Here is a 15719-nt window from a genome sequence, read left to right as displayed (position 1 = left end):
ATTATTCCGGGAATTTCGAGACGATGATGAACATCACGGTGCCGGCGAGCATGGTGATGAAGGAGTAGGTGTAGAGCGACAGCACGAAGGGCTGGAATAGCATCAGGAAGCCGATGGCGATCAGCGCCGTCGCGATGTTTTCCATCAGCCCGCGCCGTGCCCAGACCGGCCAGCGCGATTTGCGTTTATCAGGCTTGGTCAGGCTCATTTGCGCACCGCGCCGAAGGTGATGCCGCGCAGCAATTGTTTGCGAAGCAGGATGGTGAAGACCAGGATCGGCACCAGGAAGATCGTCGTGCCGGCCGCTACCGCCGGCCAGTCCTGGCCGCCTTCGCCGATGATGGTTGGGATGAAGGGCGGCGCAGTCTGCGCGGTGCCGGAAGTCAGGAGTGCCGCGAACGCATACTCGTTCCAGGCGAAGATCAGGCAGAAGATGGCGGTCGCGGCAATGCCGGTCGTCGCCTGCGGCAGCACTGTGCGCCAGAAGGCCTGCAGCCGCGTATAGCCGTCGATCATCGCCGCCTCCTCATATTCGCGCGGGATCTCATCGATGAAGCCTTTCAGCAGCCATACAGCCAGCGACACATTGACTGCCGTGTAGAGCAGGATCATGCCGAGCGCCGTGTCCGACAAGCCAAGCTCGCGGTACATCAGGTAGATCGGAATGGCGACAGCGATCGGCGGCATGAAGCGCGTCGACAGGATGAAGAACAAAAGGTCGTCGGCGAGCGGCACCTTGAAGCGCGAGAAGCCATAGGCAGACAGCGTGCCGAGGAACACGGCGCAGAAGGTCGAACCGAAGGCGATGATCAGCGAATTGACGAAGCGCGGCAGGAAGTTGGACGGGCCGGCGATCACCATGTTGCGCTTGCGCGTGGTCTCGTCGCAGAAGCCCGTCGCGGGACCCAGCGAGTTGATGTATTCCGGCGTCTGCCGCGTCCGCGTCGTGAACAGATTGCAGTAGCCTTCGAGGCTGGGCTGGAACAGGATCTTGGGCGGATAGGCGATCGAATCCGGCGGCGTCTTGAAGCTGGTGGCGAAGATCCACAGCAGCGGCACGATCGAGATCAGCGCGTAGAGCACGATGATCGTGCCGGCGATGCGCTTCGAATTCGTGGACGGTGCGACGACCGAGTGGGCAGTGGTCAGGCTCATCTCTGCTTCACCTTGTTGAGCGCCTTGACGTAGATGTTGGCCAGCCCGAACACCGCGACGAACAGGATGATGGCGAAGGCCGAGGAGTAGCCGGTGCGCCAGCTCTCAAAAGCCTGCCGCTTCAGCGTGATCGAGGCGACCTCGGTGGTCGAGCCCGGCCCACCGCCGGTCAAGAGGTTGACCATGTCGAACATCTTGAAGTTCTCGATGCCGCGAAACAGCACCGCCAGCATGATGAAGGGCAGCGCCATCGGCAGCGTGATCGACCAGAACTGCCGCCAGTTGGAGGCGCGGTCGACCTCGGCCGCCTCGTAGATGTATTCGGGGATCGAGCGTAAGCCGGCGAGGCAGATCAGCATCACGTAGGGCGTCCACATCCACGTGTCGACGATGATGATCGACCACGGCGCCAGCGACACGTTGGAGAGCATCTGGATATCGGTTGGCGGGATCCTCGTGACGAAGGAGATGGCGTAGGCGAACAGGCCGATCTGCGGCTCGTAGAGGAAGCGCCAGAAATTGCCGACCACCGCCGGCGACAGCATCATCGGCACCAGGATCAGCGTCGTCCAGAAGGCATGGCCGCGAAACTTCCTGTCGATCAGCCAGGCCAGCGTGAAGCCGATCAGCGTCTGCAACAGGATGGTCCAGAACACGAAATGCGCCGTCGTCTGCATGGCGATCCAGATATCCTTGTCGCCGAGGATGCGCTGGTAGTTGGCGAAGCCGAGATTCTTCACCACCTCGTTCGGCCGGTTGGCCCGGTAGTTGGTGAACGACAGATAGATCGCCCAGAACAGCGGAAAGATGTTGATGGCCAGCAGCAACAGGATTGTCGGCGAGATGAACAGCCAGGCGAGGCCCTTGTCGCTGATGCCCCGGACCTTGCCGGCCAACGGTTCCGGGGTCGCCCGGGCAACGTTCTCGGCAGTCCGATTGAGCATGGTGAGTCCTGCTTCGGTCACTTGGTCGTCTCTGTCATGGAATTTATCTGAACTGCGTCCCGTGCCAAGGGCGGCACGGGACGCTAGGGCCCTAGCTCGGGAGGAGCCGGGGTTACATCTTGCCGTCGTCCTGGAAGACCTGCGTCCAGTCCTTGACCAGGCCGTCGAGCGCATCCTTGGCCGAGCCCTGGCCGGCCACGACATAGTCATGGAAGCGTTTCTGCGAAGCCTGCAGCAGCGGTGCGTAGCTCGGCTCGGCCCAGAAGTCCTTCACGATGGCCATCGAGTCGAGGAAGGTCTGCGCGTAGGGCTGGCTGGCCGGGAACTTCGGATCCTTGACCACCGCGTTGAGGCAGGAATAGCCGCCGAGGGACCACCATTTGGCCTGCACGTCCTTGTTGGCGAACCACTTGATGTATTTCAGCGCCGCCTCCTGCTTGTCGGAATAGGACACTACCGAGATGCCCTGGCCGCCGAGCTGGGCGAACTGCTCACCGTCGGGACCCTTCGGGTTGACGAAGTAGCCGATCTTGTCGCCGCCGACATTCTCGTCCTTCTGCAGGCCCGGCCATGTGAAGGCGAAGTTCATGTGCATCGCCACCTGGCCGGATTTGAAGGCATCGACGCCTTCGCCCATGTAGCTGTTCGACGCGCCCGGAGGGGTACAGCAATCATAAAGCGCCTTGTAGAATTCCAGGCCCTTCACCGACTTCTCGGAGTTGACGAAGCCTTCCATCTCGTAGGGCTTCTTCGGGTTTTCGTACTGGAAGCCGTAGCTGTAGAGCACGTCCATGGCGCCCATGGTGATGCCTTCCGAGCCGCGCTCGGTATAGATCGAGGCGCCGTAGACGGTCTTGCCGTCAATCTCGCGCTTCTGGAAGAACTCGGCGACCTGCTTCAACTGGTCGAAGGTGGTCGGCGGACCGAGATCCCAGCCGTACTTCTCCTTGAATTCCTTCTGCAGCTCCGGCTTGGAGAACCAGTCCTTGCGATAGGTCCAGCCGACGACGTCGCCCATGGCTGGCAGCGCCCAGTAGTTCGGCGTGTTCTTCGGCCATTCCGAATAGCCGACGACGGTTGCCGGCACGAAGTCGTCCATGCTGATCTTCTCCTTGTCGAAGAAGTCGTTCAGCTTGACATAGTGGCCGTTCTCGGCCGAACCGCCGATCCACTGGCTGTCGCCGATGATCAGGTCGCACAATTTGCCGTGCGAATTCAGCTCGTTGAGGAAACGGTCTGCATAATTGGTCCACGGCACGAACTCGAATTTCATGCCGATGCCGGTTTCCTTGGTAAAATCCTTGGACAGTTCGACAAGCGCGTTGGCCGGGTCCCAAGCGGCCCAGCACAGCGTCAGGTCTTCAGCGTGCGCGACATTCGAGACGGCTGTCGACGCTGTGATCGCCGAGGTCAGTCCCAACGCCAGTTTCAAGCTCGATTTCATGACTTCCTCCCATTTGCGAAACGCGCCCGGATGACGGTTTCAAAAAGCCCTCAACCCCTCTCCTCAGGGGCCCAAACATGGCGGCGCGGTCACGCTGCGGATGTTTAGTAATTTGTTTAGTGATGCAATTTTTACTAAACAAGGCAAGCGAATTCGTTGCTGCGCCGCAGCATGCTTATGGCGATGTCTGAAAACCTTGGGAAAAGCGCGGGTCGCTGGTCGGCCTACCGAAGCTCTTCAGGCCGATTCTGACCAGGACGTGGGGCAGCCTCGGTTTTCAATCCACCCTTCTGGTGCTCACCATCACCTTGCGGATTGGCGGCGCCGGCGGCAGCAGCGCGCGGATATCGGCGAACGGGAACGACGGTTCGAAACGGAACGCTTCGGCCGATGAGCCTTGCGCGCTGTTGCACTGGCCGGCGCGAAAGGCGTTCTGTGTCCGCGCGATGTCGACGAAGCGGTCGGGATCCTGCGACTGATGCATTCGGATCGCCTCAGCTTTGACGTCGGCATACCCGGAAATGTCGACGTAGTGCGTCGGCGAAAAACCGGTGCCGCCCATCGTGTCGGCATGCAGCACCGGGACGGCGAAAGACGCCGCGATGCGCACGCCGTCCGACAGCGCGCGATGGTCGGCGTGATAGTCGTTGGGCGCATGCGTGATCACCAGATCCGGGCCGGTTTGACCAATCAGTGCTTTCAGAGCTCCGATCAGCGCTGCATCGGCCACCAACTCGCCGTCCGGGAAGTCGAGGAAGCGTGGCATTGCGCCTACCAGCGCAGCCGCGGCCGTTGCTTCATCGCGACGGACACGAGCGAGAACAGCGGGATCACTCGTGCCGCCCCTGGCACCATCCGTGGCCATGGCAAAAGTGAGCTCTGCGCCTTGCGCGGCATAGGCGGCCATCGTACCGAACATGAAGATCTCGATGTCGTCCGGATGCGCACCGAGCGCTAGGATTTTCAAATCACTCTCTCCCCGGAACTGGAACAACGTGACGAACGGAATCCTGCTCGCCCTGATCGCCTACGCAAGCTATTCGGGCAGCGATGCCGTTGTCAAAAGCCTGGGCGGTCAGCTCACGATCTTCGAGATCGGCTTTTTCATAACCTTGTTCGCGGGCTTCTTCCTATTCTTCACGCGACCTGCGGGCGAACGCTGGCGCGATTTCTGGCGCACCAAAAGGCCATGGGCGGTGCAGGCGCGCGCCTGGGCGGGTATCGCTTCCGGCGTGCTCAGCGTCTACGCCTTCACCACCATTCCGCTGGCCGAGTCCTATGCGCTGATCTTCCTGGCGCCGCTCTGCGTCACCATCCTCTCCACGGTGATCCTCAAGGAGAAGGTCGGCCCCTGGCGCTGGCTGGCGGTGGTCGCCGGTTTTGCCGGTGTCATGCTGGTGGTGCGGCCTGGCTTTCGCGAGCTCAATCTCGGCCATCTTGCCGCCTTCGGCGTTGCCTTCCTCGCCGCCATCAGCGTCATCCTGATGCGCTCGCTGGCGCAGCAGGAAAAGCGCACCACCATGCTCGGCGTGCTGGTCGGTTGCGGCCTGCTGTTCAACGGCATCGGTGCCGCCGCCACCGCCTTCACTGTTCCCAGCGGAAAGCAGTTGCTGTGGCTGGCAATGGCCGGAGCCTTCACCGCAGGTGGACAATTCCTTCAACTGCTGGCCATGAAATACGCGCCCGCCAACCGCGTTGCGCCGACGCATTATTCGCAGATCGCCTGGGCGGTGGTCCTCGGCGCGTTGTTCTTCCAGGAATATCCGGACGGGCTGTCGCTGGTTGGTCTGGCGGTCGTTGGCGGCGCCGGCCTGTTGACCATGGTGCGGGAGGAAGCGCGGCTGGGCACCGTGCGCTGGAACCCGTTTTCGCGCACCCGGCTTTGAACCGTCTCTGGTTGCGCCGTGGCCACAACCGCTGATATGCGGGCGCCATGACCACAAAACCCCTGCCGGAGCTTCCTGTATCTGCCGTGCTGCCGGCGCTGAGGGAAGCGCTCGGCCATGGCAACAGCGCCGTGCTGGTGGCGCCGCCGGGCGCCGGCAAGACGACGCTGGTGCCGCTGGCGCTGCTTGACGCGCCTTGGCTCGGCGCCGGCAAGATCATCCTGCTTGAACCGCGCCGCCTCGCCGCCCGCGCCGCCGCCCGCCGGATGGCTGAATTGCTTGGTGAGGAACCTGGCGCCACCGTCGGCTATGCCATGCGCATGGAAAACCGCATTTCGGCAAAGACCAGGATCGTAGTCGTCACCGAAGGCGTGCTGGCGCGCATGATCCTCGACGATCCCGAATTGCCCGGCGTTTCGGCTGTCATTTTCGACGAATTCCACGAGCGTTCGCTCGATGGCGATTTTGGGCTCGCACTGGCGCTCGACGTGCAGGGTGCGCTGCGGCCGGACCTGCGCTTGGCTGTGATGTCGGCGACGCTCGACGGCGCACGTGTCGCCAAACTCATGTCGGGCGCGCCGGTGATCGAGAGCGAGGGTCGCGCCTTCCCTGTCGACATCCGCTATGACGAGCGTCCCGCCGGCATCGCCATCGAGGACGCGATGGCCAAGGCGATCCGCACAGCCCTTGCCGACGAGATCGGCAGCGTGCTTGCCTTCCTGCCCGGCCAACGCGAGATCGAGCGAACCGCCGAGCGGCTGGCCGGCAAGGTCGGCACTGAAACCGACATCGTGCCGCTCTACGGCATGCTCGACGGCAAGGCGCAGGACGCGGCGATCAAGCCGCCGCCGGCCGGCCGCCGCAAGGTGGTGCTGGCCACCTCGATCGCCGAAACCTCGATCACCATAGACGGCGTGCGCGTCGTCATCGATTCGGGCCTTTCGCGGCTGCCGCGCTATGAGCCGGCCAGCGGCCTCACCCGGTTGGAGACCGTGCGCGTCAGCAAGGCTTCCGCCGACCAGCGCGCCGGCCGTGCCGGACGCACGCAGCCAGGCGTCGCCATCCGGCTGTGGCGGGCCGAGCAGACGGCTGCACTTCCCACTTTCACGCCGCCGGAAATCCTCGAGGCCGATCTGTCCGGACTGCTGCTCGATTGCGCTGCCTTTGGCGTTGCCGATCCGGCAGGGCTCGCTTTTCTCGATCCGCCGCCTGTTCCGGCCCTTAATGAGGCAAAGGGGCTGTTGCGCGCGCTGGACGCCATCGACGAGACGGGGCGCCTGACGGAGGCGGGTGCAGCGATGCGCAAGCTCGCTCTGCCGGTGCGGTTGGCGCACATGGTTGCCGAGGCAGCCCGGAGCGGCCATGCCTTCGAGGCGGCGATGCTTGCCGTGCTGCTCACCGAACGGGGTCTTGGTGGCGACGGCGCCGATCTGGAGCGACGGCTGATGCGCTTTCGCGGGGAAAGATCTCCGCGCGCTACCGCCGCCAAGCAGCTCGCCGAACGGCTGGCGCGGCAGGCCGGCACCTCTTCACCCTCCCCCTTGTGGGGAGGGTCGATCCGCGAAGCGGAGCGGGGTGGGGGTAGGCCGAGCGCTGCCCCCCCCCCCCCGCGCCCCCGGCGGGGGGGGGGGCCGGCCCGCCGCGGGGGGGGGGGGGGGGCCCAGGCCGAGCGCTGCACCCCCACCCCGTCTCCCGCGCCTTGCTGCGCAAGGCGCGCTCGCCGACCCTCCCCACAAGGGGGAGGGTAAGTCAGCCGGTCCCCTGCTCGTCCACGCCTGGCCGGATCGGGTGGCGAAGGCGCGTGGCGAGCGTGGTCGTTTCGTGCTGGCCAACGGCTCCGGCGCCATGCTCGACGCCGGCGATCCGCTGGCGGGCGAGCCGTTTCTGGTCGTCGCCGACCTGCAGGGCAAGGCACAGAATGCGCGCATCACGGCGGCGGCGGCGATCGGCGAGGACGATGTCCGCGCTGCGCTGGCGGACAGGATCGAGGTCCGCCGCGAAACGAGCTTCGACCGCGACAAGCGCGCCGTGCGTGTGCGTGAAACCGTGCGCCTTGGCGCCATCACGCTCGCCGAACGCATGCTGCCGCCGCCAACGGGGCCCGACGCCGACCGCGCCGTCCTCGATGCGGTGCGCCAGCACGGGCTGTCGCTGCTGAATTGGAGCAAGGAGGCGCAAACGCTGCGCCAGCGGCTTGGCTGGCTGCATCGCGGCCTTGGCGCGCCTTGGCCCGATATGGAGGATGCTGCTCTCATCGCGCGCCTCAATGACTGGCTGCTGCCTTACCTGTCCGGCGCGGCATCGTTTGCCGCCATAGATGCGGGCGTTGTCTCGGCCGGGCTGGCCAGCCTCGTGCCGCATGATCTGCAGCGCAGGATCGATACGCTGGCGCCGACCCATTTCGATGCCCCGTCGGGCAGCCATGTGCCGATCCGCTATGACGGCGAATGGCCGGTGCTGGCGATTCGCGTGCAGGAGCTGTTCGGCCTCGACCGCCATCCCGCCATCGCCAATGGCAGTGTGCCGCTGACGCTCGAACTCCTGTCGCCGGCGCACCGGCCAATCCAGACGACGCGCGACCTGCCCGGCTTCTGGCGCGGCTCCTGGGCCGATGTGCGCGCCGATATGCGCGGCCGTTATCCCAAGCACGTCTGGCCGGAAAACCCGCTGCTCGCGACCGCCACCGCCCGCGCAAAACCCAGAGCATGATCCCAAAAAGTGGAAACCGGTTTTTGGAAAGGTCATGCTCAAACAAGAAGTAGAGCCCCATCCGACTCCTCGGATTGGGGCGGGACCTAGCCTTCAGCGCTTCGCGGCTGTAATTCATGGCCATGATCAACGTTTTGCGTTCGCCCGATTTCCAGCAGAGCCAGAGACTGCGCCTCAACACGCTGATCCGGTTGCGCTGGCTTGCCATTGTCGGTCAGAGCCTGACGGTGCTCGTCGTCGCCTATGGGCTGAAGTTTCCACTGCCGGTCAGCCTCTGCTTTGCCCTAATCGCCTGTTCGGCCTGGATGAACCTGTTTCTCGCCTTTCGCTTTCCGGCAGCGCACCGGCTCACGCCGCTTGCGGCCTTCGGCATCCTCATCTTCGACAGCCTGCAGCTTGCCGGCCTGCTCTACATGACCGGCGGCCTCACCAACCCGTTCTCGCTGCTGATGACCGTGCCTGTCGTCATTTCGGCGACATCGCTGCCCCTGCGCCTGACCGCCATCCTCGGCGGGCTGGTCATGTCGGCGGCGACCTTTCTGGTCTTTGTCCATCTGCCGCTGCCCTGGCATGAGGACGCGCCGCTGGCGATGCCTTTTCTCTATGTCGCCGGCATGTGGATGGCGGTGCTGTCCTCGATCGCCTTCACCGCCATATACGCCTTCCGGGTGGCCGCCGAAGCCCGGCTTCTGGCCAATGCGCTCGCCGCAACCGAGCTCGTGCTGCAGCGCGAGCAGCACCTTTCGGCACTCGACGGGCTGGCCGCCGCGGCCGCGCACGAGCTCGGCACGCCGCTCGCCACCATCGCGCTTGTCGCCAAGGAGATGGAAAAGGCGCTCGGCAAGGATCCGAAATACGGGGAAGATGTGACGCTGTTGCGTTCGCAGAGCGAGCGTTGCCGCGAGATTCTCAAGCGGCTGACCAGCCTGTCCTCCGAGGGCGAGGCGCATCTTTCGCGATTGCCACTGACTTCGCTGGTCGAGGAGGTCACCGCGCCGCACCGGGACTTCGGCATCTCGATCAAGCTTCGGCCCGGCGAACGCATCGGCCCCGAGCCGGTCGGGCGACGCAATCCGGGCGTCATCTACGGCCTCGGCAACCTGGTCGAGAACGCCGTCGATTTTGCCCGCAAAAGCGTAACCGTGCGCTGGAGTTGGGACGAGGCCATCGTCACCTTCTCGATCATCGATGACGGCCCCGGCTTTCCAGCCGAGATCATCGACCGCATCGGCGAGCCCTATATGTCGACGCGCCAAGGCAATGAAACAGGCGGCGGTCTGGGCCTCGGCCTGTTCATCGCCAAGACCCTGCTCGAACGCTCTGGTGCCGTGCTCGATTTCCGCAATTCGAGCGGCCTGGGCGAGGGCGCCATGGTCCAGATATCGTGGCCGCGTGGTGTGTTCCTCAATCCGGAAATCACTTCGGCCAGCATGTTCGACACCGCCTGAGAGCCTTGAAGGACCTCTAAAAATTGGACAAGGAGGCTCAGGAGCTATATTTGCGTAAAATTAAGGCAGCAGGAATTTTGAGACTATGACAGGCGACGAGAATATTGGCGCAATGGTTGAAGGCGAGGACACCTCGCTGCTTGTCGTCGATGACGACAAGCCGTTCCTCACGCGTCTGGCCCGCGCCATGGAAGCCAGGGGCTTCGTGGTCGAGACGGCCGAGAGCGTCGAGGAGGCGGTTGCCAAGGCGCGCGCCAATCCACCCGCCTACGCCGTGGTCGACATGCGGCTCGGCGACGGCAACGGCCTCGACGTGGTCGCGGCCATCCGCGAAAAGCGCGAGGATTCCCGCACCATCATCCTGACCGGCTACGGCAACATCGCCACCGCGGTGACCGCGGTGAAGCTCGGTGCGGTCGATTATCTCTCCAAGCCCGCCGACGCCGATGATATCTTCGCGGCACTCACCCGCACCGCCGGCGAGCGCGCGGCGCCGCCGGAAAACCCGATGTCAGCCGACCGCGTTCGATGGGAGCATATCCAGCGCGTCTATGAGATGTGCGAGCGCAACGTCTCCGAGACAGCGCGCCGGCTCAACATGCACCGACGCACCTTGCAGCGCATACTGGCCAAGCGGGCGCCGCGTTAAGGCCGCCGTTTCCCATCTTGCGGGATCGAAGCCCGCCAAAACAAACGGCATGACGGAGGCGACATGCAGGACTTGAAGCATCGGCCGGTTTCCGTCTTCCGCGAATTCCTCGATAGTGAAGCGGCTGGCGGCATCATCCTGATGGTGGCGGCGGCACTGGCCCTGATCGTCGCCAATTCGCCGCTCGCCGAAACCTATTTCTCCGCGCTCCACGCCTATCTCGGCCCGCTCAGCGTCTCGCATTGGGTCAATGACGGGCTGATGGCGGTGTTCTTCCTGCTCGTCGGACTGGAGATCAAGCGCGAGATGCTGGACGGCCAGCTCTCCACCTGGCCCCGGCGCGTGCTGCCCGGCATTGCAGCCGCCGGCGGCATGGTGGTTCCCGCACTCGTCTATGTGGCCGTCAACCGCGACAATGCGGCCGCCCTGTCCGGCTGGGCGATCCCGACCGCCACCGACATCGCTTTCGCGCTCGGCGTGCTGTCGCTGCTCGGCAGCCGCGTGCCGGCTTCGCTGAAGGTGTTCCTCACAGCACTGGCGATCATCGACGACCTCGGTGCCGTCATCATCATCGCCATCTTCTACACCAGCGGCCTGTCGCTGGCTTATCTGGGTGCTGCCTTCGCCGTCATTGCCGCGCTTGTCGTGCTCAACCGCATGCGGGTGATGACGCTGGTTCCCTATCTCGTGCTCGGCGTCATCTTGTGGATGCTGGTGCTGAAATCCGGCGTCCATGCCACGCTCGCCGGCGTGGCGCTGGCGCTGACCATCCCGCTTGAGCGCTCCGCCGGCATCGGCCACGATCTCGACCATTCGCCGCTGCACCGGCTCGAGCACGGCCTGCACAAGATTGTGGCCTTCGTCGTCATCCCGATCTTCGGCTTTGCCAATGCCGGCGTTTCGCTGGCCGGCCTCAGCGTCAGTGCGCTGATCGAGCCGTTGACGCTGGGTGTCGCCGCCGGCCTGGTGGTTGGCAAGCTGGTCGGCGTGTTCGGCTCCTCGGCACTTGCGATCCGGCTCGGTCTTGCCGACCTGCCCGCCAATGCCGGCTGGACGCACATGATCGGCATATCGCTGCTGTGCGGCATCGGCTTCACCATGAGCCTGTTCATCGGCCTGCTCGCCTTCGCCGGCGACGTGGCGCTGCAGGACGCGGTCAAGGTCGGCATCCTCGCCGGCTCCTTCATCGCCGCCATTCTGGGTGCTGCCGTGCTGCTCATGGCGCCCGCCAAGGGTGGCGTGGAGGACGATGAAGAGCAGAGCCGGTCATAGACTGAAGGACGGGCCGTTACTCGCTCTCACCCTCCAGCGCCGGCACCGACACGCCGGCAAGCTCTGCCGCCAGCAGCCGCGAAGCGCCGGCCCGCGCGACCCGCAGCATCAGCGCCTTGCGCGTTGCCGCTGCCATGCGGTGCTCGGGCGCATCGCGCAGGATCTCGGCGCCATAGCCGTCGGAAAGGATGAAGCCGCATTCCTGCGGAAAGATTTCCGAGGGCACGCCGGGATGGGTGGCGAAGAAGAAGCGGTCGGAATGCAGCCGGTAGTCGGGCCATTTGCGGTCGACCCTGAAATCCTCGATCGAGGATTTGATCTCGATTATCCAGATATCGCCCTGCCGGGTCAGCGCGACGAGGTCGGCGCGGCGGCCCGTGGCCAGCGACAGCTCGGGCAACACATGTGCGCCCATATCCATGAGCAGCCGCTGTACGCCGCGCCGCACCAGCATGGCGCGTTCGGACTGGCGGCCGTCGATGAGAGGATTGATGGGGATGGGGGAGATGATCGGCATGCCAGGCACCATGCCAGATTCTGTTCACGGTTTGAACCTGTTTTATGTGGGCGCTTTCAGGTAATCGTCGGGCTTCCACTCTTTCATCGCGGGCTACTTCCGCGCGATCCATTCCGCTAAACCGGGCTCAATGTCGTCGCTATCCGTATACTCCCGGATCAAAAGCTCGGCCTCGGCCCGCCATTTGTCCTCTGGAATGTTCTTCTGGATGACGATTTTTATGAACGCGCTGCGCAAAATATCGCAGTCAAAAGCCGATACCGAGCTATCGAACTGAGACATGGCCAACCTCCCATCCATAAGGGCGGGAGCTTAGCGTTACTCTCAATCACCGGTGCGCCGTTAACCCGTAGCCGGTGACCTTGGGATTTTAATACGCTGTGAGGTGGCTTCAATAAGGATTCACTGTACATTTTTAACCAAGCGGCTGGGCCTCAATTGCCGGCCAATTCGCGCGCTCTAGCTCCCGGCAGGCGGCAACCCCTCAAAGAAGCCGCAGTGGCCGGCGCGGATCATCATTCATCCGGCAACCTGCGCCGGCCATTTTGGCGTTAGGCCTGTCAAATATATAACCGCCTTTATGTAGGCGATCGTGTAGTTGTCGGACCTCAATGAACGCCCGTTTTGGACAGCAGGTTTAAAACCAGCACTCCAGCCAAGATCAGGCCCATGCCGACAAAACCTGCCACGTCGGGCCGTTGCCCGTAGACAATCCAAGCGACCAGCGCGACCAGAACAATGCCGCCGCCCGCCCATACTGCATAGGCAACGCCGACCGGTATGCGGTCCAGCACCTGGGACAGAAAGAAAAACGCCGTGGCGTAACCGAGCAGCACCAACATCGACGGGCCAAGCCTGGTGAAGCCTTCCGAGGCCTCATCGCGCTGGTCGCGATGACCTCACCGACAATAGCCAGGGCAAGAATGGCATAAGCTGGCATTCGATGAACCTCCAGTGGCGGGAGGCATCTAATGATCAGAACGCTACGATGGCGTCACGTTCACTTTCCCGTGATCGTGCCTCGCCGCGAGCGGCGCAGAGTCTCGTCGATTGCAAGGGCGCGCGCCTGTCCGATGAGGCCCACCCAGCTACACTCCGGGCTGCGTCGCTCCTGTTAATTAGCTAGAGCGAATATAAGTGAAAGGTGATATTTTCGAAGCAGCCGGGGCTCCCCCAATACACCCCGCTCCGGTCAGGCCCGGTGGCGGTCCACCCAAAGGAAGGCTACCGGGCCGATCCCTGCAACCAACCGGTGACCCGCTCGTTGACCCATGCCGGGTTGATCCCCCGGCACTCCAGGACCTGCCCGCTGCCGAGGGGCGGCGGGCCTTTTTTACCGATTGGGTTCAAGCCTGCAGCGATAGCGAAGGCGCCGGCGGACTCCGGGACCTTCGCGTTGCAGGTCTCGTCAGAAGTGGATCCAGAAGGATCTGCGGAAACACCTGCGGCGCCAGGAACCGTGGCGCCAATAGCGACGGCAAACCCGCCTCCACCCGCGTCGACGACGGCGGCGGTGCCACCTGCGGTGCCGCACGAACTCGACGCCGTCCTGGACATCGGGACCATCCGGGTCGAGAATGTCGTCGGACGGTTTGTCGAGCTCATCGAGAATGCCCGGCCCCGTATTGGGGATGCCGGCCAAGGCGGTGGCAGGACGCGCGATTGCGACGACGGTCGCAGCCCCTGCCAGCCCAAGCATTCTAGTCAGAAACAATCGCCGATCCATGCCAATCTCCATCGTTGATCATTGCAACAAGGGAAGACATAGCGCGTCAGATTGACGCGCCCAGATGCCGAAGAAAATTGGATCAATCGCTCTGCTGTGCCGGCGGTGGGCCTATTTAGCGATCTCTGACAATCCACGCGGCCAAATGCGCCTGTTCCCGGGGATCATTCCTCCGACAAGCCGGTCGCCGTTGCGTCCGTTTCGATGCTCACCGGCACGCCCTGGCGCAGGGAGTTGCTGACCGTGGAAATCGCCGCGGCCCTTGTGATGATCTCCGCCGGGTCGGAGCCGTCCAGCGTCGTGCAGGAAACCGTCATGGTTGACGAAGTCGCGAGCAAAGGCTTGCCTTCGAGGTTCAGCGTCACGGTCACGGCGATCTTGTTGAGCGTTATGCCCATTTCCTCGGCAACGTAGCGAAGGTCGTTGCAGAAGTAGCCGCCGATCGCCAGGGCGAGCAGCTGGCCGCCATTGAAGCCCAGGCCCATGCCGCCGGCCTTGCCTTCGGGCCGGTCGACGATGATCGTGTGGCCGCCGGCCCAGCCCATGGCCGCCTGCGTGCCCCCCATATTGCGCAGTTCGACGCTCATCGAGACCATTTGTGGACGTCCTCCCGGCAGGAGTCGACCAGGCGTCGGGCCTCGTCGACGTAGGGTCATTATGCAGCCGCAGAGGTGCCCCTGTCGCTGAGCAACGCCGCTCCCGCCATGTCATCAAGGATCGGACAATCCGGCCTTTCGTCGCCGTGGCAGGCATGGATCAGTTTCTGCAGCGTCGAGCGCATCGACTGCAACTCGCGCACTTTCTCCTCGATCGCCGTGACATGGGCGGCGGCGATTTCGCGCACGTTGTGGCTGGCGCGGCTGCGATCCTGGTAAAGCGCCATCAACTGGCGGCAATCGTCGATGGAAAAGCCCAGATTGCGCGCGCGGCGCAGGAAGGCCAGCCGATGGATGTCGTCTCCGGAATAATCGCGGTAGCCGTTGGCGGCCCGCGCCGGGGCGATCAGGCCGATCTCTTCATAGTAGCGGATAGTCTTGGCCGGCAGGCCGGAGCGGTGGGCGGCGTCACCGACATTCATGACGGTTCTCCTCGATTTCCAGGAGCCCATGGAGCAGGCCCCTTGAATTTGCTTCACAATCCTGTGAGTCCTGTTGCCAAAATGCCATAGTGATACGCTTACCGGTACGTCAAGGCAGGCATATAGGCATCGCGCGCTTGGCAAGCAAAGCAAATGCCAGCATGAATGACGATGAGAGAGCGGCCGACTCGTGCCGCCGAAGTTGGGCGGGGCACCGGATCACCTGATGCGCATGAAGTCGTTTGCAATCATCGCCGCACTGGCGCTCTCCACTGCTATCGCCGGTTGCAGCACCATCGGCTCGCAGATCTTCTCCAACGACTACGGCGCGGTCACCGACGCCGGTTATCAGCTGCCGCGGATCCCGATCGAGAAAGTGCCGATGAAGTACCATCGGCAGGAAGTGAACTACGACAGCCCGGAAAAGCCGGGCACGATCATAGTCGATACGCAGAACAAGTTCCTCTACTTCATCGAGGGCGACGGCAGGGCCATTCGCTACGGCATCGGCGTCGGCCGCGAGGGCTTCGAGTGGCATGGCACCGCCCACATTGCGCTCAAGCGCGAATGGCCGACCTGGACACCGCCGAGGCAGATGATCCAGCGCCAGCCGGAATTGGAAAAGTTTGCCGGCGGCATGGAGCCGGGCCTGAAGAACCCGCTCGGCGCGCGCGCCATGTACCTGTTCAACAAGGGCGGCGATTCGGGCTATCGCCTGCATGGCAGCCCGGAATGGAATTCGATCGGCAAGGCTATGTCGTCTGGCTGCATCCGCCTAATGAATCAGGACATTATCGACCTCTATGACCGCGCCTCGGTCGGCGCCAAGGTCATCGTTCTCTAGAGGCAGTTTTCGTACGCGGACCGTCTAGGCAACAACGGACGTCCCAA

The 15719-nt window shown here is 63.6% G+C and carries 14 protein-coding genes and 2 pseudogenes; 6 read left to right on the top strand and 10 right to left on the bottom strand.

Features of this window, described 5'->3' with window-relative positions; genetic code table 11:
* Position 1: 1 nt before the first annotated feature.
* The 5 genes from NKH95_RS19950 to NKH95_RS19930 all read right to left on the bottom strand — a co-directional run bounded on the left by NKH95_RS19950 (position 2) and on the right by NKH95_RS19930 (position 4510).
* Entirely contained in the window at positions 2 to 208 is a 207-nt protein-coding gene (locus NKH95_RS19950) for a hypothetical protein (RefSeq protein WP_352439744.1), read from the bottom strand.
* Positions 205 to 1155: a carbohydrate ABC transporter permease gene (locus NKH95_RS19945; protein ID WP_023811619.1), complete on the bottom strand. Its 951-nt coding sequence runs from the start codon at positions 1153 to 1155 to the stop codon at positions 205 to 207. The genes NKH95_RS19950 and NKH95_RS19945 overlap by 4 nt, the downstream gene beginning before the upstream one ends.
* Positions 1152 to 2099 carry a carbohydrate ABC transporter permease gene (locus tag NKH95_RS19940; protein ID WP_023811620.1) on the bottom strand — a complete coding sequence of 316 codons (948 nt, stop codon included), beginning with the start codon at positions 2097 to 2099 and terminating at the stop codon, positions 1152 to 1154. The genes NKH95_RS19945 and NKH95_RS19940 overlap by 4 nt, the downstream gene beginning before the upstream one ends.
* A gap of 112 nt (positions 2100 to 2211) precedes the next feature.
* Entirely contained in the window at positions 2212 to 3543 is a 1332-nt protein-coding gene (locus tag NKH95_RS19935) for an ABC transporter substrate-binding protein (RefSeq protein WP_352774514.1), read from the bottom strand.
* Positions 3544 to 3820: 277 nt separating this feature from the next.
* Positions 3821 to 4510 carry a PIG-L deacetylase family protein gene (locus NKH95_RS19930; RefSeq protein ID WP_023811622.1) on the bottom strand — a complete coding sequence of 230 codons (690 nt, stop codon included), beginning with the start codon at positions 4508 to 4510 and terminating at the stop codon, positions 3821 to 3823.
* A 28-nt stretch (positions 4511 to 4538) separates the two neighbouring features.
* On the opposite strand from NKH95_RS19930, the gene NKH95_RS19925 reads away from it, so the two are divergent.
* From NKH95_RS19925 to nhaA, 5 genes and pseudogenes are all read left to right on the top strand, one after another.
* Positions 4539 to 5429: a DMT family transporter gene (locus tag NKH95_RS19925; protein WP_023811623.1), complete on the top strand. Its 891-nt coding sequence runs from the start codon at positions 4539 to 4541 to the stop codon at positions 5427 to 5429.
* Between the two features lie 47 nt (positions 5430 to 5476).
* Positions 5477 to 8138 (top strand): annotated as a pseudogene (hrpB, locus tag NKH95_RS19920) (ATP-dependent helicase HrpB).
* Positions 8139 to 8254: 116 nt separating this feature from the next.
* Positions 8255 to 9586 carry an ActS/PrrB/RegB family redox-sensitive histidine kinase gene (locus tag NKH95_RS19915; protein WP_032909257.1) on the top strand — a complete coding sequence of 444 codons (1332 nt, stop codon included), beginning with the start codon at positions 8255 to 8257 and terminating at the stop codon, positions 9584 to 9586.
* A gap of 85 nt (positions 9587 to 9671) precedes the next feature.
* Entirely contained in the window at positions 9672 to 10235 is a 564-nt protein-coding gene (locus NKH95_RS19910) for an ActR/PrrA/RegA family redox response regulator transcription factor (protein ID WP_013528072.1), read from the top strand.
* A gap of 63 nt (positions 10236 to 10298) precedes the next feature.
* Positions 10299 to 11507, top strand: coding sequence for a Na+/H+ antiporter NhaA (gene nhaA / locus NKH95_RS19905; RefSeq protein ID WP_023811625.1), 1209 nt, complete (start codon positions 10299 to 10301; stop codon positions 11505 to 11507).
* Positions 11508 to 11523: 16 nt separating this feature from the next.
* Here nhaA and NKH95_RS19900 read toward each other — a convergent pair whose 3' ends face one another.
* The 5 genes and pseudogenes from NKH95_RS19900 to cueR all read right to left on the bottom strand — a co-directional run bounded on the left by NKH95_RS19900 (position 11524) and on the right by cueR (position 14828).
* Positions 11524 to 12024 carry an MmcB family DNA repair protein gene (locus NKH95_RS19900; RefSeq protein ID WP_023811626.1) on the bottom strand — a complete coding sequence of 167 codons (501 nt, stop codon included), beginning with the start codon at positions 12022 to 12024 and terminating at the stop codon, positions 11524 to 11526.
* A 93-nt stretch (positions 12025 to 12117) separates the two neighbouring features.
* Positions 12118 to 12306 (bottom strand): hypothetical protein, encoded by a 189-nt coding sequence (locus tag NKH95_RS19895; RefSeq protein WP_127289952.1) that lies wholly within the window; start codon positions 12304 to 12306, stop codon positions 12118 to 12120.
* Positions 12307 to 12632: 326 nt separating this feature from the next.
* Positions 12633 to 12964: pseudogene (locus NKH95_RS19890) on the bottom strand (SMR family transporter).
* Between the two features lie 950 nt (positions 12965 to 13914).
* Positions 13915 to 14346, bottom strand: a complete 432-nt coding sequence (locus NKH95_RS19885; RefSeq protein ID WP_023811629.1) for an OsmC family protein — start codon at positions 14344 to 14346, stop codon at positions 13915 to 13917.
* Between the two features lie 59 nt (positions 14347 to 14405).
* A complete protein-coding gene (gene cueR, locus NKH95_RS19880) occupies positions 14406 to 14828 on the bottom strand; it encodes a Cu(I)-responsive transcriptional regulator (RefSeq protein ID WP_023811630.1) in 423 nt (140 codons plus the stop codon).
* Between the two features lie 226 nt (positions 14829 to 15054).
* On the opposite strand from cueR, the gene NKH95_RS19875 reads away from it, so the two are divergent.
* The gene (locus NKH95_RS19875; RefSeq protein ID WP_013528066.1) at positions 15055 to 15672 is read left to right on the top strand and encodes a L,D-transpeptidase; all 618 of its coding nucleotides are present in this window, start codon (positions 15055 to 15057) and stop codon (positions 15670 to 15672) included.
* Positions 15673 to 15719 lie beyond the last annotated feature (47 nt).

The sequence above is a fragment of the Mesorhizobium sp. M0848 genome, from assembly GCF_040319805.1.
In the GTDB taxonomy this organism is placed as follows: domain Bacteria; phylum Pseudomonadota; class Alphaproteobacteria; order Rhizobiales; family Rhizobiaceae; genus Mesorhizobium.
The sequence above is the reverse complement of the archived record's forward strand: the minus strand, read 5'-3'. Positions and strand labels throughout refer to the sequence as shown.

Coding starts and splice junctions, on each gene's coding strand:
- NKH95_RS19915 (WP_032909257.1), top strand. CDS start 8,255: ATGGCCATGATCAACGTTTTGCGTTCGCCCGATTTCCAGCAGAGCCAG.
- NKH95_RS19940 (WP_023811620.1), bottom strand. CDS start 2,099: ATGCTCAATCGGACTGCCGAGAACGTTGCCCGGGCGACCCCGGAACCG.
- NKH95_RS19945 (WP_023811619.1), bottom strand. CDS start 1,155: ATGAGCCTGACCACTGCCCACTCGGTCGTCGCACCGTCCACGAATTCG.
- NKH95_RS19935 (WP_352774514.1), bottom strand. CDS start 3,543: ATGAAATCGAGCTTGAAACTGGCGTTGGGACTGACCTCGGCGATCACA.
- cueR (WP_023811630.1), bottom strand. CDS start 14,828: ATGAATGTCGGTGACGCCGCCCACCGCTCCGGCCTGCCGGCCAAGACT.
- NKH95_RS19950 (WP_352439744.1), bottom strand. CDS start 208: ATGAGCCTGACCAAGCCTGATAAACGCAAATCGCGCTGGCCGGTCTGG.
- NKH95_RS19895 (WP_127289952.1), bottom strand. CDS start 12,306: ATGTCTCAGTTCGATAGCTCGGTATCGGCTTTTGACTGCGATATTTTG.
- NKH95_RS19900 (WP_023811626.1), bottom strand. CDS start 12,024: ATGCCGATCATCTCCCCCATCCCCATCAATCCTCTCATCGACGGCCGC.
- NKH95_RS19875 (WP_013528066.1), top strand. CDS start 15,055: ATGCGCATGAAGTCGTTTGCAATCATCGCCGCACTGGCGCTCTCCACT.
- nhaA (WP_023811625.1), top strand. CDS start 10,299: ATGCAGGACTTGAAGCATCGGCCGGTTTCCGTCTTCCGCGAATTCCTC.
- NKH95_RS19885 (WP_023811629.1), bottom strand. CDS start 14,346: ATGGTCTCGATGAGCGTCGAACTGCGCAATATGGGGGGCACGCAGGCG.
- NKH95_RS19910 (WP_013528072.1), top strand. CDS start 9,672: ATGACAGGCGACGAGAATATTGGCGCAATGGTTGAAGGCGAGGACACC.